Here is a 19,037-nt window from a genome sequence, read left to right on the forward strand (position 1 = left end):
GACCGGTCCGCGCCCTGTGCGCGGCTTTTCCGAAAGGCCCTGGCGCACATGGCACAGCCCTTCGTACTGCCGGACTTCTACGTTCCGTATCCGGCCCGCCTCAACCGGCATGTCGAGGAGGCGCGGCGGCACAGCAAGAAGTGGGCACGCGGGATGGGGATGCTGGAGGGGTCCGGCATCTGGGAGGAGAGCGACCTCGACGCGCACGACTACGCCCTGCTGTGCGCGTACACCCACCCGGACTGCGACGCCGATGCCCTCGGCCTGGTCACCGACTGGTACGTGTGGGTCTTCTTCTTCGACGACCACTTCCTCGAGGTCTTCAAGCGCAGCCAGGACCTGGCCGGCGGCAAGGCGTATCTGGACCGGCTGCCGGCGTTCATGCCGATGGACCTGTCGCCGGGCACGCCGGATCCGGCGAACCCGGTGGAGGCCGGGCTCGCCGATCTGTGGCAGCGGACTGTGCCCACCATGTCGCCCGCCTGGCGGGCCCGGTTCGCCGAGGCCACGGAGCATCTTCTCAACGAGTCGATGTGGGAGCTCGCCAACATCGACGCAGGCAGGGTCGCCAATCCGGTCGAGTACATCGAGATGCGCCGGAAGGTCGGCGGCGCCCCCTGGTCCGCCGGTCTGGTGGAGTACGCGGCACAGGCCGAGGTACCGGAGTCGGTGGCGGGCTCCCGTCCGCTGCGGGTGCTGCGTGACTCCTTCTCCGACGCGGTGCATCTGCGCAACGACCTCTTCTCGTACCAACGCGAGGTGGAGGACGAGGGCGAGAACAGCAACGGTGTGCTGGTGCTGGAGCGGTTCCTGGGCTGCGGCACGCAGGAGGCGGCGGAGGTGGTCAACGACCTGCTGACCTCACGGGTCCAGCAGTTCGAGAACACCGCGCTCACCGAAGTGCCGGCCCTGTGCGTCCAGAAGGGCCTGGCTCCGGCGGAGTGTGCGGCGATCGCCGCCTATACCAAGGGACTTCAGGACTGGCAGTCCGGCGGCCACGAGTGGCACATGCGCTCCAGCCGCTACATGAACGAGGGCGTGGAGAACGAGCGCTCGCGCTTCGAGGGGGTGCTGGGCACATCGGCGCTGGACATCCGGACGCTTTTCGGCCGTCCCGCTGCGGCGCGGCTGCGCACACTCACCCACCGGCCGCAGCAGGTGGGGCCTTCGTGGCTGCCCGAGTTCGACCTGCCGTTCCCGGTGTCGCTCAGCCCCCATCTGGAGCAGGCCCGCGCCGCCTCCGTCGCCTGGGCCGGCCGGATGGGCCTGCTGGGGGACATCTGGGACGAGGCGAAGCTGACCGGCTTCGACTTCGCACTGTGCTCCGCGGGGCTCGACCCGGACGCCACGCCGGAGGAGCTGGAGCTCAGTGCCGAGTGGCTGACCTGGGGGACGTACGGCGACGACTACTATCCGCTGGTTTTCGGACGCTCCCGCGATCTGGAGGGTGCCAGGCTGTGCAACGAGCGGCTCAAGGCCTGCATGCCCGTGGACGAACCGGCGGCCGGCGCCGCCGTCGCGGTAGCCCCCATGGAGCGCAGTCTGGCCGATCTGTGGGCTCGCACCGCCGGGCCGATGTCTCCCGGCGCCCGGTCCTCGCTGCGGAGCGCGATCGACGTGATGCTGGACAGCTGGCTGTGGGAGCTCCACAACCAGGCCCAGCACCGGGTCCCCGATCCGGTCGACTACATCGAGATGCGGCGGCTGACCTTCGGCTCGGACCTGACCACGAGTCTGTGCAGGCTGCGGCACGAGGGCGAGCTGCCGCCGGAGCTCTACACGAGCGGGCCGGTGCAGGGCCTGGAGAACGCGGCCATGGACTACGCCTGCCTGATCAACGACCTCTTCTCGTACCAGAAGGAGATCGAGTACGAGGGAGAGGTGCACAACGCGGTGCTGGTGGTGCAGACGTTCTTCGACTGCGACCGTCCGACGGCCGCCGCGATGACCGACGCTCTCATGCGGTCCCGGCTGGAGCAGTTCCTGCATACGAAGGAACATGAACTTCCTCTGGTGTGCGAGGAGTTCGGCCTGGACGAGGGGGGCAGGGCGGCCCTTGACACCTATGTGAGGGAGCTCGAGGACTGGCTCGCGGGCATCCTCAACTGGCACCGGAAGGTGCGGCGTTACAAGGAGGAGGATCTGCGGGGCGGCGCGGTACCGAGGCGGCTGGGGGCACCCTCGGGGCTGGGCACGTCGGCCGCCCGGCTGTCGCTGCCGAGCCGGCGGTCGGGGCTCGGGGTGTAGGGCCTGCCCGACCCTGCTCCGCCGGACAGGCTCTGCGGCCGGTGGACTGCGCAGCCGCCCGGCGATGGGGTCTCACGTCACAGGACTGCCTGGGCCGCCGGGCCCCGGCAGTGCGTCGGACGGGGATCCCGGGCGGCGTCAGCCCTGCTGGAACAGCTCCGCGGGCAGCGGCTTGAGCAGCGCGTAGAGGTCGTCGGTGATCGGCCGGTCCCAGCTGGCGATGGTGACGAGCACATTGTCGCTGCGGTCGAACTGGACGCAGGAGATGCGGCTTTCCGAGAGCTTCAGCCGGCGCACGATCAGCAGGTTGTCCCCTTGCATGACCGGCGTGTCCTCGATGCCGGTGACATGGACCTGCTCCTCGTTCTCCAGCGCGACGAGCAGTTGGCCCACCTCGAAGGGGATCTCCCCCTCCGCGACCTCGCGGGCCGGCGAGCCCTCCGGAAGGTTGCCGATGATCATCGCGGGGCCGCGGCCGCCGAAGAGGTCGTAGCGCAGGAAGACGCCCTGACAGCTTCCGTCCGGGGCGGGCAGCAGTCCGGCGCCGAGATTTCCGGGCCAGTCCCCCGGGTCCATGGCCAGGACGTCGAAGTCCGGGCCCGCGGGTGTGGCGGCGCTGCGGCGGCGGAGGAAGGACATAACCGCAATGGTACGGGTACGGACGGAGTCGGCCGAGCCGGGGCGGGGGCCCGTTGAACGCGGCGGCCGCCGTCCTCGTATCCCTGGGAGCACCGGTCCCCCACGGCCGGTGCCGGTGAGTACCGACGCCTGTGAGGAGCGCGTTCCAGCCGGGATTCCGTACCGACGTGAGGATCAGTCCATGAACGACCGCACCACTCCAGCCCTGCAAGCCCTCCCCGACGGCGAGGCGGAACTGCGTCTGGTGGTCCGCCTCCACTGGGAGGACGTCGCCGCGCTCGGGCAGGAAGCCGGCCGGCTGGCGACCCAGATGCAGCGACCCGTGAGCCTCGACGAGGCAGCCGGTCACCGGCTGCGCACCCGCTCCGCGGGCCACGCCAAGCCGACGACGACGCCCTCGGCCACGCCCTCGGGCAGCCAGCACCTGCCGCCGGCGTCGTCCGTCTCCTCCCTCACCGCCCGCACGCCCGGTGAGCATGCCCGGCAGGCCATCGAGAAGATCAACGGCACGGCGGGGTCGGCCGCGATGTGACGCGGACGTCCGCCCGAGCGGGCCTGCTCCCCCTCCCACGCCGGCGGGAGGGGGCCCGGGCCGGGCGCCGTCAGGTGAGGTCGAACTCGCCGTCCCGCGCGTTCAGCACGAAGGCACGCCACTCGGCCGGGGTGAAGATCAGCGACGGGTTCTCCGGACGGCCGCCGTTGCGCATCGCGATGAACCCTTCGACGAACGCGATCTGCACGTCCCCGGTGCCCTGAGTACCCGAACGCCAGTCCGCGTTGCTCAGGTCGAGGTCCGGCTTCTCCCACCTCGAAAACATGTGCGTGGTTGTGGTGGTGGTGCTCTCGGCCACGTCCCTGCTCCTCCCGCGTCGTCTCCGGGGCCAGCCTAGCGATGGCACCCCGTCACGGACAGGGTGCCGCGCGTGACGGTGCGGCGGCGATCAGGTGGCAGGCGGCTCGGCGCCGACCAGCCACATGGCGAAGAACTGCGCGCCGCCCCCATATGCGTGTCCGAGGGCCCTGCGTGCGCCCTCGACCTGGTGCTCGCCCGCCTGGCCGCGCACCTGGAGCGCGGCCTCAGCGAAGCGGATCATGCCGGACGCCCCGATGGGATTGGTCGACAGCACCCCGCCGGACGGATTGACGGGCAGGTCACCGTCGAGTCCGGTCACACCGGACTCGGTGAGCTTCCATCCTTCACCCTCGGCGGCGAAGCCCAGGTTCTCCAACCACATCGGCTCATACCAGGAGAACGGCACATACATCTCCACCGCGTCGATCTCGCGGCGGGGGTCCGTGATGCCGGCCTGTCGGTAGACGTCGGCGGCGCAGTCCTTGCCTGCCTGCGGTGACACGAAGTCCTTGCCCGCGAACATGGTGGGCTCGCTGCGCATCGCGCCGCCGTGCATCCATGCGGGCGGACGGGGCGAACGGGCGGCGCCCACCCGGTCGGTGAGGACCATCGCGCACGCCCCGTCGGAGGATGGGCAGGTCTCCGAGTAGCGGATCGGGTCCCACAGCATCGGCGACGCCTGGACCTTCTCAAGGGTGATGTCGTGCTCGTGCAGGTGCGCGTACGGGTTCTTCAGAGCGTTGCGGCGGTCCTTGTACGCGACGAGGGAGCCGACCGTGTCGGGCGCTCCGGTGCGTCGCACATAGGCGCGCACATGCGGGGCGAAGAAGCCGCCCGCGCCGGCGAGCAGCGGCTGCTGGAAGGGGATCGGCAGGGACAACCCCCACATGGCGTTGGACTCGGACTGCTTCTCGAAGGCCAGGGTGAGCACCGTCGCGTGCACGCGCGCGGCCACAAGGTTGGCGGCGACGAGGGCGGTGGAGCCGCCGACGGACCCCGCGGTATGGACGCGGAGCATCGGCTTGCCGACGGCACCGAGGGCGTCGGCCAGGTACAGCTCCGGCATCATCACGCCCTCGAAGAAGTCGGGTGCCTTGCCGATGACGACGGCGTCGATGTCGGCCCAGGTCAGTTGGGCGTCGTCGAGGGCCCGCCGGGCGGCCTCGCGCACCAGTCCGGCGATGGAGACGTCCCTGCGCGCTGCGACGTGCTTCGTCTGGCCGATGCCCACGACGGCCACGGGTTCAGCGGGCATCGGCCTCTCCTTCAAGGACGGCGACCAGGTTCTGCTGGAGGCAGGGGCCGGAGGTGGCGTGGGCCAGGGCCCGGTCGGACTCGCCGCGGTGGATCCGGGCAGCGGCCTCGCCGATCCTGATCAGACCGGCGGCCATCACCGGGTTGGCGGCAAGTGCTCCGCCGGACGGGTTGACCCTCACCCTGTCGTCGAGGTCGAGACTGCGGCGCAGCACGATCTCCTGGGAGGTGAACGGGGCGTGCAGCTCCGCCGTGTCGACAGGGCGCCGGAAGGCGCCGGCCCGCTCTGCCGCGAGCCTGGTGGAGGGCGAACGGGTGAGGTCCCGCACACCGAGGGCGTGTGCCTCGATTCGATGGTCCATGCCGCGGATCCAGGCCGGCCGCCCGCACAGCTCACGGGCCCGCTCACCGGCGGCCAGGATCACGGCGGCCGCGCCGTCGCCGACGGGCGGGCAGTCGGAGACCCTCAGCGGCCTGACGTGGTACTCGCCTCGCGGAACCTCTCCCTGAAGTTGAGCGTGCGGGTTGGCCGCGGCAGCACGGCGGCTGCGGGCCGCGACGCCGGCGAGCTCCGGTTCACCGGCCTCGCCCGCGTCGATCAGTGCCTGCGCCTGCAGGGCGGCGAGAGCGACGGAGTCGGGCCAGAGGGGGGCCGCGTAGTAGGGGTCGAGTTGCCGGGTGAGCACGTCGCGGACCTCGCCGGGCGACGACTTGCCGTACGCGTAGACGAGCGCTGTGTCCGCCTGACCGGTCAGCAGCTTCACCCACGCCTCGTACAGCGCCCAGGCGCCGTCCATTTCGACGTGCGACTCGCTGATCGGGGGCCAGGCGCCGACCCCGTCGAGCGCCATGGTGAAGGAGAACGCCCGGCCCGCGAGGTAGTCGCTGGATCCCGAGCACGTGAATCCGATGTCGCCGGTCCGCAGCCCGGTTGCCTCGAGCACCTGGTGCAGCACCGGCATCAGCATCTCGACCTCGGACAGCTCGTCGCTGCGGCGCCGATGACAGGTCTGGGCGAAGGCGACAACGGCGATGTCCCTGCCGTACGGGGCCTCGTACCGCGTCACAGCAGCTCCTTGTAGGTGTCGTAGTCGGCGTCCGGTTCGCCGGTGGGCCGGTAGTGGTCGGGATGTCGGGCCCCGTCATGCCAGACCGGTTCGACGCGCAGGCCCATGCGCACCTCGTCGTAGGGGATGCCGCCGATGCGTCCGTGGAGCGCGAGGTCCGCGCCGTCGAGGGCGATGTGGGCGTAGACGTAGGGGACCTCGATGTCGAGATTCTTCGCCTTGATGTTGACGATGCAGAAGGTCGTGACCGTGCCGCGCGGGCCGACCTCGACCTGTTCCCCGGTGGCGACCCCGCAGGTGGGGCAGGCGCCACGGGGCGGGACGTAGATCTTGCGGCAGGACGGGCAGCGCTCGCCGACGATCCTGCGCTCGGCGAGCGCGGCCAGGTGGTCGCTCTGGGCGCGACCGGGCGCGTAGGTGTAGTCGAGCCTCGCCGGGGCGACGATGCCGGTCACGGCTTCTGCCGCGGGCCCGGCCGCGGTGCGGGGGAAACTGCCGTTGTGGGCGCGCGGCAAAGGAGCGGGCTCGCTCCCGTACGGTTCGAAGCAGGCGATGTCGGTGATCGCCCCGGTGCGCTCGGCGGCCCAGCGGACGCGTACCCGCATCCCGGTGCGCACCGCGTCGGGGCCGGGGGCGTCGAGGACGTGGAGGAGGGCGGTGTCCGCGCCGTCGAGCCGTACGAGCACCCAGGCGAACGGGCGCGCGAGCGGCTGCTGGGAGCGCGGAGCCGGGTTCCACGCCCAGGTGGTGACGGTACCGGTGGCGTGGACCTCGACGAGTTCGCGGAGCTCCTCTGCGGTGACGGGGTCGTACTCGACGGGCGGTACGAGCACCCTGCCGTCGCCGGTGCGCACACCGAGCACGGTCCGCTCCCGCAGACCGGTCAGGAAGGCGCTCTGCACGGGGCCGAGGGAGCGGGTGAAGGGGAACTCGACGACCAGCGGGGCGCGCAGCACTTCTGGCATGGGGCTCTCCGTGGGTTGTCAGGCGCGCCGGTAGACGGGGTCGCGCTTCTCGGCGAAGGCGCGGGCGCCTTCCTTCGCGTCAGCGGTGTCGAAGACGGGCCACCCGCGCTTCAACTCGGCGGCGAGCCCGTCGGTCTCGGTCATCTCCGCCGTCTCGTACACCGACGCCTTGACCGCCTCGACGGCGAGCGGGCCGCAGCCGTTGATGCGTTCCGCGACGTCGAGTGCGGCGTCGAGTGCGGTGCCGTCGGGGACGACGCGGCCGACGAGGCCGATGCGTTCGGCCTCGGCCGCGGTGTAGGGGCGCCCGGTGAGCAGCATCTCCAGGGCGTGGGTACGCGCGATCTGCCGCGGCAGGCGTACGGTCGAGCCGCCGATCGGGAAGAGGCCGCGGCGTACCTCGAAGAGTCCGAAGGTGGCGCTCTCGCCGGCGACCCTGATGTCGGTGCCCTGGAGGATCTCGGTCCCGCCGGCGACGCAGTACCCCTCGACGGCGGCGACGACCGGCTTTCTGGGGCGGTGGTGGCGGAGCATGGCCTTCCAGTGCAGGTCGGGGTCGGCCTTCATCCGGTCCCGGTACCGCTCGCCTGCCATGCCGGCGCCCGCGAGCGCCTTGAGATCCATGCCGGCGCAGAAGGAGCCGCCCGCTCCGGTGAGGACGACGGAGCGGACGGTGTCGTCGGCGTCGGCCGCGAGCCAGGCGTCGTACAGACCGACCAGCATCGCGATCGAGAGGGCGTTCTTGGCCTCCGGCCTGTTCAGCGTGACGATCAGGGTGGCGCCCTGGCGTGCCACAGTGAGGTGTTCGGTGCCCGTGCGGTGGTCGCTGCGATGGTCCATGGGGAACCTCCCGATCCCAGACCTGGAACAGGTTGCAGTAGCCGGGCGAGCAGTTCAATAGTTTTCTGACAGTCAGTCAGATTTCCTTGCCGCGGGCCCTTCCCAGTTGCGGCGACCGGCGCTCTAATGACCGCCAGGTTCGCCGGGGTCAGGAGGAGCGGTGGAGTACAACCTTGCCGACCTGTTCGAATCCGTGGTCGACGTCGTGCCCGACCGCGAGGCACTCGTGTACATCGACCATCCCGGCACCGGCGCGCAGCGCCGGCTCCGCTACGCGGAGCTCGACGCGGCGGCCAACCGGATCGCGCACCATCTGCTCGGGGCAGGCATCGGCCCCGGCGAGCACCTGGGGCTGCACCTCTACAACGGAATCGAGTATCTGCAGACCGTGCTGGGTTGTCTCAAGGCCCGGATCGTGCCGGTGAACGTCAACTACCGGTACGTGGAGGACGAACTGGTCCACCTCTACCGCGACGCCGACCTCGCCGCACTCGTCTTCGACGCCGAGTTCACCGAGCGGGTCGCGGCGGTGCTGCCCCGCACCGAGAGGCTGCGGCACCTGGTACGCGTCGGTACACCGCCCGAGGGGGTGCTGCGCCTCGACGCGGTGGACTTCGCCGACGCCGAGGCGGCCGGCTCGCCGCGGCGGGGCTTCGCGCCGCGCTCGGCCGACGACCGGTTCATCATCTACACCGGAGGCACCACGGGCATGCCCAAGGGAGTGATGTGGCGTCAGGAGGACCTGTTCTTCGCCGGACTCGGCGGCGGTGCGCCGACGGGCGAGCCGGTCTCCCGGCCGGATGAGCTGGCCGAACGGGTGGCCGCCGGCGGCGACGGGATCACCTTCTTCCCCACTCCCCCGCTGATGCACGGGACATCCACGCTCACGGCGTTCATCGGCTTCAACTTCGGCCAGCGGGTCGTGCTCCACCGCAAGTTCGTCCCGCACGAGGTGCTGCGCACCATCGAGCGGGAGAAGGTCACCAGTGTCTCGCTCGTCGGCGACGCGATGCTGCGGCCTCTGATCGACGCGCTCAAGGGGCCGCTGAAAGGCTGTGACCTGTCGGCCCTGTTCAGCGTCTCCAGTTCAGGGGCGATCATGTCGGACGTGGTACGAAAGGAGTTCGGCGCCCTGGCTCCCGGCGTCCTGCTGCTGAACAACTTCGGCTCCTCCGAGTCCGGTTTCAACGGCACCGCGACCGACGACTCCGGCCCGGCCAGGGGCTTCCGGCTGCGGGTCAACGCCCGTACCACCGTGGTCGACCCGGCGACCTACGAACCGGTGAAACCGGGCAGGACCGGCCGGGTCGCGCAGCGCGGACACGTACCGCTCGGTTACTACAAGGACCCGGCGAAGTCCGCGGAGACGTTCTTCGAACGGGACGGCGAACGGTGGGTGCTGCTCGGCGACATGGCGACCGTCGACGAGGACGGCATTGTCACGGTCCTCGGCCGGGGCTCGCAGTGCATCAACACCGGCGGCGAGAAGGTCTACCCGGAGGAGGTCGAGCAGGCGCTCAAGGCGCATCCGGATGTGTACGACGCACTGGTGGCGGGCGTACCGGACCGCACCTGGGGCAACCAGGTGGCGGCCGTCGTCCAGCTGCGCAAGGGGGCCCCTGCGCCGAGCCTGGACGCGATCCGGTCGCACTGCCGCAGCCGGCTGGCGGGCTACAAGATCCCACGGCAGTTGGTGGTCGCCGAGGAGATCCGGCGCTCGCCGAGCGGCAAGGCGGACTACCGCTGGGCCCGGGCCGTCGCCTCGGAGGCGGCGGGCGCCGCAGGCCTGACGGAGAACCGCTGCTGAGCGGGCGGCCCCGGTGCTATCAGTCTCCGTCGCCGGGCAGGATCCGTTCGCCGTTGAAGACACCGAGCCGCTCCTGGTACAGCTCGAGTGGTACGCCGTTGGGGTCATGGATGTAGAGGCTGTCCTCGACCCCCCGGTCGGGGCCGACGTACTCCACGCCCGCCGCGTCCAGCGCCTCGCGGGCGGCACCGAACCGGCTCGCGTCGACCGACAGGGCCATGTGCTGCACGCCGCCGATCGTCTCCGTCGCCGCCGGATGGTCGTGGCCGGGGAAGTCGAAGAACCCGAGCAGGTTGCCGTTGCCGATGTCGAAGAAGAAGTGGGTGGAACCGCGGTAGTCCCGGTTCTCCACGATCTCCACCAACGGGAACCCGAGGAACTCCTGGTAGAAGCGGATGGTCTCCTCCACGTCGCGGCAGATGAAGGCCACATGGTGGATACCGCGGGTGGTGGTCGCCGGCCGGTCATCGGGTGCGCGCAGATACTGGCGCCTGAGCTCCTCACGGCGGGCGCGCAGGGCTTCGAGTTCGGCTCCCTCTGGCTGGGGCATCGCGGCTCCTTCACGAACAGTGTGTACGGGTTTCAACAACTGCCCCGCAACTTACGCGACGGACGGCACACACCGCTGCGACCTGCCCCGCGACACGGCGGCACGGCGCCCACCGGTCACGGCGCGGACAGCAGCGCCGCGACCGGAACGACGGGATCCTTGTCCGGCACCTGTTCGGTGAGGCGGGCGAAGACGCGGTGCCATGCGTCGGCGTCGTCGCCGAGCCGGTCGCGCACCAGATCGGCGACCGCCGCCAAGGCCGTGTGCACCTCGGCGGGCGCGTCGGAACGGCGCTGGGCACCGTTGAGACAGCTCAGCACGACTGCAGCCGGCGCGGCTTCGTGTATCAGGTCCCGGCCGGTCAGCTGTCCTGTCGTCAGCAGATGGTCGATCAGGGTGTCCGTCGACTCGCGTGACCCCACGGGGGCCATGCCGTGCCGCACTCGGGCCACGGTCAGCTCTCGTCCCAGTGGCACGGTGCGCAGGGACGGCACAGGCAGGTGGACGGCGTTCCGCAGCCGGAAGTCGTGCGGGGCATCAGGACGCCGGACGATCTGGTCCCATTCGGGGATCGGCTCCGCACGGTGCTCGGCCTCGAGCGCGTCCCAGTCGAGAGCGCCCGGGCGGTTCGTGAGGATTGCCCGGGTGTCCCAGTGTCCCTTCACCCGGCGCAGCCGTTTCACCAGCCGTTCCGCCGACAACTCCCGCCGGGCGCGCGCAGCCAGGGGCGCGGCCGGGTCCGCGGCTGCGAGCGCCTTCTGACACAGCCGGGTCGCGGCCGCCCCCAGCAGTCCGCCCTCCGCGAGCGCCGCCAGCCGCTCCGGTCCGCCGTGACGGAGCAGGTTCAGGCAGCCCACCAGTTGCTGTGCCAGATCGAGGCGCCTGCCCGACCTGGCGAACACGAGCTCGACGAGGTCCGGTTCCGCGGACTCCAGCCACAGGGGGCCGCCCGGCGGGACGGCGAGCGGGTCGGCGCGCAGCTCGGCGACGAGGCGTGGTGCCAGGTCGCCCGGCCGGGCGACGATACGGCGCAAGAGCCCCACGTCGTGGGTGGTCCGCAGTACGGCCAGGTCGACATCGGGGTCGGCGAGGTCGAGCAGTCGGGCGGTGGCCTCGTCGTCGAGCCATCGTGACTGCTCGGAGAGGACCCGCAGCGCCGGCCGGTCGCCCAGTTGGAGCAGGTGCTCGAACGGTACGCGGGGCGTCGGCTTCGACCGCAGGAGGAACGCTGCGAGCATCCAGGGCCCGTCCGGGCCGAAGCGAGGCAGCACCGCGGCAAGAACCGGGGGGGCGGCGGCGCACAGCAAGGTGCCCAGGGGCCACTGCCACAGATGGTTGCCGCGGGCGAGCAGGGAGAGGGCGGCCTCCGGGGTGGGCGGTGCGACGGTCGCCGAGAAGGAGGAGGTGCCGACTCCCGCGCACAGCTCTCTCAACATGTCCGCGTCGTGCGAGCCGTCCTGGCGTGAACGGTCCAGCAGCTCGGGCCACGTGTCGGCGGCCCCCTCCGTGCGGTGGTCGCTTTGGCCGGCGGCCGCGCCGCGTGCGGCCGCGGCGAGCCGTAGCCAGGCGTCCGCGTCCGTTCCGAGTTCCCTTTCGAGGAACGCGGCGAGCGCCCGCCTCCAGGCCACGGGGAAGTGCAGGTCCTCCCAGCCGTACGGCAGGCGCAGCAGCCAGGCTGCCGGTAGGTGACGCAGCAGGTCGTCTGCCTGCACGATGCCGTTGCGGTACGCCCGTTCGGCGACACGGGCGACGGCCTCGGTGTTCGGTTCCTCCTCGATCCAGGACAGGACGTCCTGGCGGGTCGGCGCTGCGCAGCGATGGGCCGCGTACTCCAGCCCCTGGTCCATGCAGGCCTTCCACAGCCAGTCCGGGTGCTGCCATCCGGGCGCGTCCGCCCCGGCGTGGGCCGTCAGATGCCGCAGGACCGCCGGGTCCTGCGGCAGCGGGGCGGTGCCGGACGGTGCGAGCGACAGCAGGAGGTCGACCGCGCCGAGTGCGGAGCGCCCGCAGGGCCCGACGGGCTTCGACGGTGCCGCGGGCCGGGCGGGCGTCCCGGTTGGTGCGCCGTCGGTGGCGAGGCCCCCGTCACCGTGCGCTTCGCGGTCGGTTGTGCGGTCGGTTCCGTGGTCCGTTCCCTGGCCGGTTCGGTGGTCCGTGCGCGCCGCCGCACCGCTGCCGGACGTCCTCGCGAACTCCCGGACAGCTTCGGACAGCGTGCCGGGATGCTCGGCCAGCACCTCCAGCAGCACCGCCCACGCGCCGGGCCGTCCCGCGATCCCGTCCTCGACGAGCGCCGCGAGCCCGTCGCGGGCTCGCCCGCCCTCCAGGCCGTGCTCCGTCAGGGCGTGCACGGCCTGCAGCGCGCGGGCCGCGGGCCGGGCGGTGGTGACCAGCTCGGCCGGGTCGAGGAGTCCCGCCCGCACCACGCCGACCGCCCACTCCGCGGCCGCGGCGTCCAACTGCTCGTCGGCCAGGCGCCGGGACGGCGGGGTGAGGTTTCCGGCGATGCGACCGCCTGCCCGCCACGGGGCGTTGAGCAGCGTGAGCCGGAAGTCGGCGCGCTCGACGTCCGTGGCGTCCTCGTGCCTGACCAGCTCCTCCGCCGCCTTCGGCATGAACGGGGCGCGCCGGTTGGCGGCGGCGAGCGCGCGGATGTCGTGCGTGTACGGCTCGTTGAGCAGATCGCGCAGGGTGCTCGTGCCACGGCTCGTGCTCAGCAGCCGTGGCAGCGCCGCGGGAACCTCGTACGGCTCGCCCTCGGCGCGCAGCCGGGCCGCCCCGTCCGGTTCCCCGAGGGCGGCGCCGACGTCGGTCCGGACGTCCGGGTGGACGTGCCGGGTGAAGAGCGGGTCGGCCAGGGCGGCGCGCACGGCGTCGCGGCCCCGGCACTCCCAGACGCGCAGCAGGGCGTACCGCTGGGCCACCTTGCGTGCGCCCCAGGCGAGGGCGAGGGCGGTCAGCTCCGGATCACCGCTGCCCAGCAGGGGCGCGGCGCGGCTGCGCGACCCTTCGCCGGTCGCCGAGAGCAGTTCCGCGCGCAGCCCTTCGTCCAGCGGCACGCGGTGCAGTGCGCCGACGATGGTCCGCCGCAGGGACGGCGTGCAGCGCGGGTTGCGGTACACGGCGGCGTTCACCGTGGTGTCGTCGACGGCCACGAGTTCCTTGAGGACACGTGCGTCGATCCGGGGGTGGCGGGCGAGCGCGGCCCGTGCCCGACCGTCGCCGTGCCGAGTGACGGCGGCCGACAGTGAAGCACCCGGCAGGGAGCCCGCCGCCAGCAGCGTCTCCACCGTCCTGTCCGGCAGCTCGGTCAGCGCGGCAGCCGCGTGCTCCTTGGCCGCCTGCTCCAGCAGCAACGCCAGCGTGTCGCAGACGGACTTCGGCGGCAGCAGCGCCCCGCCGTCGGCCGGTTCGGGGCACGCCGCGAGCAGGTCCGGCAACGTTTCCCGGGAGGTGGCAAGGGCGTCGTGCAGTCCGCGCCAGCGGGCCGGGGCGCCGCCGAGGTGGCGCTGCGTCAACTCGCTCAGAAGTGACGCCGTCGCGCTTCCGGGCCGCGGAATACCGTGCAGAAGCCGGGCGAGGGTGCGGGCGGGGCGCGCGCTCCGCACCAGCTCGGCGGTGAGGCTGTCGTCCAGCTCGCCGGCCGAGCGAGCGGCATCGACCAATGGGGCGAGGCCCGTAGCTCTCCGGTCGGTGAGCGCGGCGCGCACCGCCGCGGCGGCGTCCCCCGGCGCAGCCGTGGCCGGCGACTCGGGCGCCTTCGACTCGGCGAGCCCCAGCCGTACCCGCACCCCGGCCAGTTCCTCGGCGGGCACGCCGTGGGTCAGCAACTCCACCATGTGGCGGCGCAGTCCGGCCGCATCCACATCGGCACGGGACATCCGCCCCACCCCCGTTCGATCATGTGTCGGACGTCGGAGAACATCTCAGCACGCACCACTGACAACGGGTTCGGACAGCCGCTGGCCAGGCCGCCCCCGCGGACCCGTCGAACAGGTCAACCGCCCTGCAGACCCCGGGACTTCAGTGCCGCGAAGAACTCCTGCGGCCTGCTCTCGGGGACGAGGTGGCCGGCGTCGATCCTGACCAGCCGGCCGGCGGGTGTACGGCCGGCCGGCGCGGCGAGCCGGTCCTGCGGAGTGTGGCTGGCCGGGCCGCCACCACGAGGGTCGGCCGTGGCCACCGGCGGTGGCAACTGCCTTACGCCCCTGGCGCAGGCGGAAAGCCCTTCCTCCCCTGCCTTGACGGACGCCGGAACGGGCTGAATAACTGGCCCCGAAACAGAACGACCGAATGATCGGTCGCCCGCTTCGGGACGGGAGTACTGCGGCCAGGTCCCTGGGGCCGCTTCATCGCCGCGTACGCCGGAGCGGGATGACGGAGCAGTCGGTGATGGCGGGCGCGACGCCGACCGGCACGAGGCCTGCGGCCCACGCGTTACGCAGATCCCGGCGAGGACGCTCACCGCGGCAGCGACGGTTTCCCAGGCGGTTGTGCGAGTGCGGGTCATGGTGTCGAGCTCCTGGCGGCTGGTCGTCCAATGGAGCTCGAGACGCGAGCCATCGGGTGCGCCGGTCGCCGGTAGCGGCGCATCGGCGTGCACCCGGTCCCGGGTGGCACTCTCCGGCGCAGGGCTTCGAGATCGTGGCGCTCGATGCCCTTGCCGACGCCGAGCTCGGCGGCAATGAACCGGGCGCTTTTGCCCTGGTCAGCAAGGGCCGCCCTGACGCACTGGCCGTCCGCGCCGAGGCGACCGGCGAGCAGCGGGCGGCCGCGGCCCAGGGGATCGCGGCGGCCGTGAGGGACGGGGTCGTGAGCCCGAGGGTGCTGTCACTCGCGGGACAGGCATCGAGGTCGCCTGCGATCAACCGCCGCAGAAAGCCGACGATGCCACACGGGTGGGGAGCCAGGGTGACACCACACTGTGCCGCAGCACGGCCACGGGCCGAGGGACCCCGCGCCCCACTGACACCATCATGGGCTACGCGGCATAGAATCGAACATGTGTCCGAACTCTTGCCGCCCGACCTGCCTCGCCTGCGTGTGATCGAGACGTACCTGCGCCTGCTGCTCGAGCTGGTACGGGAGGCGATCACGACTGCCGAGCGGCGGGAGCAGGAGAAGGCTCACGGCGCGGTGCACCGGCCGTCGACGCCGGACTGGGTGCTGGAAACCGGTATCGGCAGCGGAAGCGGCGCCGTGTACGTGCATGTCGGCGGCTGCCACATGGCCGGGAAGCGGGTGAAACCGGTCGCACGGGACGTCGCCGCTCGGGCGATCGCGGCCGGTGTGGAGGCGTGCTCGCACTGCCGGCCCGACACCGAGCTGGGGATCTTGGACTAGGACATGCGCGGCGTGATCGCTGTGGACCGGCGGCGGCAATCGGCAGACGTCCGGCGACCAGAGCGGTGCATCCTCGCCGGGTTCTTCAACCTCGAGCCGCGAGCCGTGGCACGCGCGGACGTCGACTTTCGGGAGCGACCGGACCCGGAGGTTGTCGCAGCAACCGTCGTCTTCGCGTTCGGCTCCGCCTGCTCGGATCACGACCTGATGGTGTTCCTCGAGGCAGCGGGGCTTCCGGCCCCGGACCCGATCATCGGCGACCCGGCGTGGGTGAAGTGGCGCTGCGGCCGGGCGGCCGGCGTGCCGGCCTGCGGCGCGGCGCGCACGATGGATGAGTGAGCGAGGCGCCGATCGTCGTGCACCGGCCATCCCCGTCGGGCGGCCGCCGGGTGACCGTGCACGCCCAGGGCCGGGACGAGATCCTCGGGACCGCCTACTCCGATCACGACCTGGTCGTTTTTCTCGAGGCCGCGGGAATCCTCGATCCGGACCGCGTCATCGACGATCCGACGTGGGTCGAGTGGCGCGGCGGCCGGGCACACCAGTGGGACGCCGCGTAGACAGGCGTCGACCCTCCCGTGGGGAGCCGGGAGGGACGGCCGCCCCGCCCTGACGTAGCCGCGGATGGGGTGCGCACAGCATGCACCGGATCAAGCCACAGCGGAAGATGCCGGCCGGAAAGCACGAACGCCCGCTCCTGGCAGCATGAGGACCGTGTCCCACGTAGTGATCGTTTGTCTGCGATGGTCCCGGAGTGCGGCGGCAGGGCAGTGGGACCGGATGGAGGTGTCCCGCTCGGTGACGTAAGGGCTACGACGGCGGCCGACTGCTCGCTCCCGAACTGCCCCCGGTGGCGCTCAGGCCACGGGGGCGGGTGCGCCGACCTGCGGCACCAACTACCGCCTGCGCGCCTGACCTCAGGGATCGCAGCGTCTGCCGCCGGGCCACGACTCAGTGGGCGAGGAGCATGTAGGTGTTCTCCAGTTCGTCCTGCACGACGTGGGCATCTCCCCCGACCGTCCGCATGACAAGGTCGTCCTCCGGGGTATGGACCCGATACTGCCAGCCTTGCGGGAGTCGCAGCCGCTGGCCGAGCGTGGCCAGGGAGTCCATCGTCTGGCCGTCGTCCACGGTGTGGGAGTACGCCTGCAGGACATATGTGCGGTCGCCCGGGGCGAGCAGCGCGTGCACCGGTTTGCCGCTGGACAGAACGTACTCGGTGTCCCGTTTCACCGTGGAGTCGACGTAGAACTTCTTGGCCGTCGCCCCGGTGAGGTCGATCTCCGCGGGGATGCGGACTTCGGCCACGCAGCGGGCCTCCAGGCCGTCGAACATCGCGGTGTCCCCCCAGTCGAATGCCGTGACCTCGTCGATCGTCCAGAAGCGGGGCCCGTTCAGGAACACCATCGGCACCTTGAACTGCTCGGCCAGCGCACGGGGATCGAGCGCGTTCCACCGCTCTGGTGGACAGTCGTTGAGACCGAAGGTGTTGTAGACGGCTGCCTTGAGACGACCGTCCTCGCCCGGCGAGATGAGCAGGACCTCGCCATAGCGAGCGTTCCGCAGGCCGCTCAGGTGCCGTTCCGATTTCGTCGTGTCGGACATGGCTCCTCCTTGTCACAGCCCGTCTCCGCTCCTGCGCGGAGACCGCTGTGGGAAAGGCCCGCCAAGGATCGGGCCGGGGTGGTACCTCGGATCGTCCACTCCATCAAGCGCATCACACGCGTGGTGAAGCCGCACGTCGTCCCCGGTGGGAGCGACGGCCGACGACGAAGACGGCGCCGAGGAGTGAGCCGGGCCGTCGGGTCCGGCTGGTCAGCCGTTCCCCGCAGGGCTGAGCCCGGAACTGTGGGCATGCATCGCAAGCATCAGCGCCGAGTCCGTGTGGAGCGTGATGCGCACCGGTGTGAAGGTGGTGGCGTCCACCGGCGACTCCCCGTTGCCGGGATTGCGGGCGTAGCGCGGATGGGCGCCTCCGCTGATCTGCCAGCGCATGCGGTGACCGACCGCAAATCTGTGGGCCGTTGAGCTCATCGGCACGGTGACCTGCGACGGCTCCTGCCCGTTCGTCCGCAGTCGGCCCAGCCCGTCACAGATGTTGACGGAGCGGCCTTGTGTGTCCACGTCGCACAGGCGGGTGAAGACGTCGGCATGACCGGTGTCCGTGGAGATACTCAACCGCGCCGAGACCGGCCCGAGGATGTCCACGGGCTCGGTCAGCGGGGGGCCGGTAAACGTCAGTACGTCTTCCCGAGCCTCCAGGCTGCTGTTGTCGCGAGGACCGGCGGTGCGGGAGAGCAGAGGGCCGCCGAGGGACGGGGTGGGGTCGCCCGGGTCGTAGCAGAAGGACGTCAATGGTGCGCAGCCCGTGGGAGCCTGCTGGGTGAGATGTCCCTGCGCGGTGGGAAACCACGGGCTGACGGCCGTGGTCGGCGGCCAGTCGTCGAGGTCCCGCCAGGCGCCTTCGCCGCCGATGTGCATGCGCACCCTTGTGGGACGCAGGCCGGAGGGGTCGGCGTACAGGTGAGCGCGCAGCCAGGCGAGGCTCTCGGCGAACACCTCGGGCCATCCCTGTTGCAGGGCGGAGGTGTGGGTCCAGGGGCCGACAAGCAGGGCGGTCTCGCATCCAGCCTGACGCAGCCGGTCGTACTGCTCGAAGGTCTGGTCGACCAGCGCGTCATGCCATCCGGTTATCAGACTCGTGGGCACGCCGAGTCGTTCCGCCACCTTGGCCAGGGACGCGCCGCGCCAGTACGCGTCCTTGGCGTCCGGGTGTGTCATCACATCGTCGAGCCAGGGCACTTCGCCCCCGAGGGCCGACGCGTACGCCCCGCGCAGCGGCTGCGCGGCGGTGACATCACGCAGGCGTCGTTGCAGGCGCAGTGCTGCCCTCAGGAACGGTGCCACGCCCTGGTGCTGGTAGGTCATACCTACGCCGACGGCGAGGGCGGTCTCCAGCCGTAGCGCACCGTGCGCGTGGAACAGGGCGTAGGGGTCATGCAGGCCCACCTGCACCACCATTGCCTTCAGTTCTGGCGGTGGGTCAATGGCGAGGGCCCACTGCGCGTAGCCCAGATAACTGGGGCCGACGGTCCCGAGTGTTCCGTTGAACCAGGGCTGCTCGCGCAGCCAGGACACCGTGGCCCGGCCGTCGGCAGCCTCGTTGCGCCACAAGTCGAACGCGCCCCCCGAGCCGCCGGTGCCGCGGCAGCTCTGCAGGACCACGTGAAAGCCCTGTTCGGCGAAGAGCAGGCCGTACATGGGGGACCACGGAATGCCTCGGCCGTATGGCGAGCGGACCAGGAGGGTCGGGAAGTCACCCTCTGCGCGCGGGAAGTAGTGGTCCGTAATCAGCGGGCTGCCATCGGCGGCCGGTACCACCAGCCCCGGCTCCCACCCGACATCGTGCAGTTTGGCCGGGAGACGGCGCCACGTCGCCCTCATCATCCGTGAGGCAAGTGGCGGTTTCCCG

At 71.4% G+C, this 19,037-nt stretch carries 17 protein-coding genes; 6 read left to right on the forward strand and 11 right to left on the reverse strand.

Features of this window, described 5'->3' with window-relative positions; all coding sequences use genetic code 11:
* Positions 1-48 precede the first annotated feature (48 nt).
* Positions 49-2,247 carry a terpene synthase family protein gene (locus IE198_RS12360; protein WP_189885759.1) on the forward strand — a complete coding sequence of 733 codons (2,199 nt, stop codon included), beginning with the start codon at positions 49-51 and terminating at the stop codon, positions 2,245-2,247.
* Positions 2,248-2,385: 138 nt separating this feature from the next.
* Here IE198_RS12360 and IE198_RS12365 read toward each other — a convergent pair whose 3' ends face one another.
* A complete protein-coding gene (locus tag IE198_RS12365) occupies positions 2,386-2,886 on the reverse strand; it encodes a hypothetical protein (protein WP_189885761.1) in 501 nt (166 codons plus the stop codon).
* A 181-nt stretch (positions 2,887-3,067) separates the two neighbouring features.
* Here IE198_RS12365 and IE198_RS12370 point away from each other — a divergent pair, with 181 nt between their 5' ends.
* On the forward strand, positions 3,068-3,418 hold the full coding sequence (locus IE198_RS12370; RefSeq protein ID WP_189885763.1) for a hypothetical protein: 351 nt from the start codon (positions 3,068-3,070) through the stop codon (positions 3,416-3,418).
* 70 nt (positions 3,419-3,488) lie between these two features.
* Here the strand turns inward: IE198_RS12370 and IE198_RS12375 are convergent, their stop codons facing one another.
* The 5 genes from IE198_RS12375 to IE198_RS12395 all read right to left on the reverse strand — a co-directional run bounded on the left by IE198_RS12375 (position 3,489) and on the right by IE198_RS12395 (position 7,865).
* The gene (locus IE198_RS12375; protein ID WP_189886044.1) at positions 3,489-3,704 is read right to left on the reverse strand and encodes a DUF397 domain-containing protein; all 216 of its coding nucleotides are present in this window, start codon (positions 3,702-3,704) and stop codon (positions 3,489-3,491) included.
* Positions 3,705-3,827: 123 nt separating this feature from the next.
* Positions 3,828-4,994, reverse strand: coding sequence for a thiolase family protein (locus tag IE198_RS12380; protein ID WP_189885765.1), 1,167 nt, complete (start codon positions 4,992-4,994; stop codon positions 3,828-3,830).
* Positions 4,984-6,060 (reverse strand): thiolase family protein, encoded by a 1,077-nt coding sequence (locus IE198_RS12385; protein WP_189885767.1) that lies wholly within the window; start codon positions 6,058-6,060, stop codon positions 4,984-4,986. The genes IE198_RS12380 and IE198_RS12385 overlap by 11 nt, the downstream gene beginning before the upstream one ends.
* Entirely contained in the window at positions 6,057-7,025 is a 969-nt protein-coding gene (locus tag IE198_RS12390; protein ID WP_189885769.1) for a Zn-ribbon domain-containing OB-fold protein, read from the reverse strand. The genes IE198_RS12385 and IE198_RS12390 overlap by 4 nt, the downstream gene beginning before the upstream one ends.
* Before the next feature lie 18 nt (positions 7,026-7,043).
* On the reverse strand, positions 7,044-7,865 hold the full coding sequence (locus IE198_RS12395; protein WP_189885771.1) for a crotonase/enoyl-CoA hydratase family protein: 822 nt from the start codon (positions 7,863-7,865) through the stop codon (positions 7,044-7,046).
* 160 nt (positions 7,866-8,025) lie between these two features.
* Here IE198_RS12395 and IE198_RS12400 point away from each other — a divergent pair, with 160 nt between their 5' ends.
* On the forward strand, positions 8,026-9,672 hold the full coding sequence (locus IE198_RS12400; protein WP_189885773.1) for an acyl-CoA synthetase: 1,647 nt from the start codon (positions 8,026-8,028) through the stop codon (positions 9,670-9,672).
* 19 nt (positions 9,673-9,691) lie between these two features.
* Here the strand turns inward: IE198_RS12400 and IE198_RS12405 are convergent, their stop codons facing one another.
* The 3 genes from IE198_RS12405 to IE198_RS12415 form a co-directional block, all read right to left on the reverse strand.
* Positions 9,692-10,222 carry a VOC family protein gene (locus IE198_RS12405; RefSeq protein ID WP_189885774.1) on the reverse strand — a complete coding sequence of 177 codons (531 nt, stop codon included), beginning with the start codon at positions 10,220-10,222 and terminating at the stop codon, positions 9,692-9,694.
* A gap of 116 nt (positions 10,223-10,338) precedes the next feature.
* Positions 10,339-14,103 carry a hypothetical protein gene (locus IE198_RS12410; protein WP_189885776.1) on the reverse strand — a complete coding sequence of 1,255 codons (3,765 nt, stop codon included), beginning with the start codon at positions 14,101-14,103 and terminating at the stop codon, positions 10,339-10,341.
* A gap of 116 nt (positions 14,104-14,219) precedes the next feature.
* On the reverse strand, positions 14,220-14,405 hold the full coding sequence (locus tag IE198_RS12415; RefSeq protein ID WP_189885778.1) for a hypothetical protein: 186 nt from the start codon (positions 14,403-14,405) through the stop codon (positions 14,220-14,222).
* Positions 14,406-15,226: 821 nt separating this feature from the next.
* Here IE198_RS12415 and IE198_RS12420 point away from each other — a divergent pair.
* From IE198_RS12420 to IE198_RS12430, 3 genes are read left to right on the forward strand one after another with little or no spacing between them, the layout of a single operon-like run.
* On the forward strand, positions 15,227-15,565 hold the full coding sequence (locus IE198_RS12420; protein ID WP_189885780.1) for a DUF6233 domain-containing protein: 339 nt from the start codon (positions 15,227-15,229) through the stop codon (positions 15,563-15,565).
* Between the two features lie 12 nt (positions 15,566-15,577).
* The gene (locus IE198_RS12425; protein WP_229833863.1) at positions 15,578-15,904 is read left to right on the forward strand and encodes a hypothetical protein; all 327 of its coding nucleotides are present in this window, start codon (positions 15,578-15,580) and stop codon (positions 15,902-15,904) included.
* On the forward strand, positions 15,901-16,125 hold the full coding sequence (locus tag IE198_RS12430) for a hypothetical protein (RefSeq protein WP_189885782.1): 225 nt from the start codon (positions 15,901-15,903) through the stop codon (positions 16,123-16,125). The genes IE198_RS12425 and IE198_RS12430 overlap by 4 nt, the downstream gene beginning before the upstream one ends.
* A 391-nt stretch (positions 16,126-16,516) precedes the next feature.
* Here IE198_RS12430 and IE198_RS12435 read toward each other — a convergent pair whose 3' ends face one another.
* Together IE198_RS12435 and IE198_RS12440 are read right to left on the reverse strand one after the other, a co-directional pair.
* Entirely contained in the window at positions 16,517-17,170 is a 654-nt protein-coding gene (locus IE198_RS12435) for a hypothetical protein (protein ID WP_189885784.1), read from the reverse strand.
* Between the two features lie 210 nt (positions 17,171-17,380).
* Complete coding sequence (locus IE198_RS12440) at positions 17,381-19,009, reverse strand: CocE/NonD family hydrolase (RefSeq protein ID WP_229833894.1); 1,629 nt, start codon at positions 19,007-19,009, stop codon at positions 17,381-17,383.
* Between the last annotated feature and the right edge of the window lie 28 nt (positions 19,010-19,037).

It is taken from the genome of Streptomyces xantholiticus, from assembly GCF_014651015.1.
Lineage (GTDB): Bacteria > Actinomycetota > Actinomycetes > Streptomycetales > Streptomycetaceae > Streptomyces > Streptomyces xantholiticus.

Coding starts and splice junctions, on each gene's coding strand:
- IE198_RS12360 (WP_189885759.1), top strand. CDS start 49: ATGGCACAGCCCTTCGTACTGCCGGACTTCTACGTTCCGTATCCGGCC.
- IE198_RS12410 (WP_189885776.1), bottom strand. CDS start 14,103: ATGTCCCGTGCCGATGTGGATGCGGCCGGACTGCGCCGCCACATGGTG.
- IE198_RS12440 (WP_229833894.1), bottom strand. CDS start 19,009: ATGAGGGCGACGTGGCGCCGTCTCCCGGCCAAACTGCACGATGTCGGG.
- IE198_RS12365 (WP_189885761.1), bottom strand. CDS start 2,886: ATGTCCTTCCTCCGCCGCCGCAGCGCCGCCACACCCGCGGGCCCGGAC.
- IE198_RS12375 (WP_189886044.1), bottom strand. CDS start 3,704: ATGTTTTCGAGGTGGGAGAAGCCGGACCTCGACCTGAGCAACGCGGAC.
- IE198_RS12435 (WP_189885784.1), bottom strand. CDS start 17,170: ATGTCCGACACGACGAAATCGGAACGGCACCTGAGCGGCCTGCGGAAC.
- IE198_RS12405 (WP_189885774.1), bottom strand. CDS start 10,222: ATGCCCCAGCCAGAGGGAGCCGAACTCGAAGCCCTGCGCGCCCGCCGT.
- IE198_RS12395 (WP_189885771.1), bottom strand. CDS start 7,865: ATGGACCATCGCAGCGACCACCGCACGGGCACCGAACACCTCACTGTG.
- IE198_RS12370 (WP_189885763.1), top strand. CDS start 3,068: ATGAACGACCGCACCACTCCAGCCCTGCAAGCCCTCCCCGACGGCGAG.
- IE198_RS12390 (WP_189885769.1), bottom strand. CDS start 7,025: ATGCCAGAAGTGCTGCGCGCCCCGCTGGTCGTCGAGTTCCCCTTCACC.
- IE198_RS12380 (WP_189885765.1), bottom strand. CDS start 4,994: ATGCCCGCTGAACCCGTGGCCGTCGTGGGCATCGGCCAGACGAAGCAC.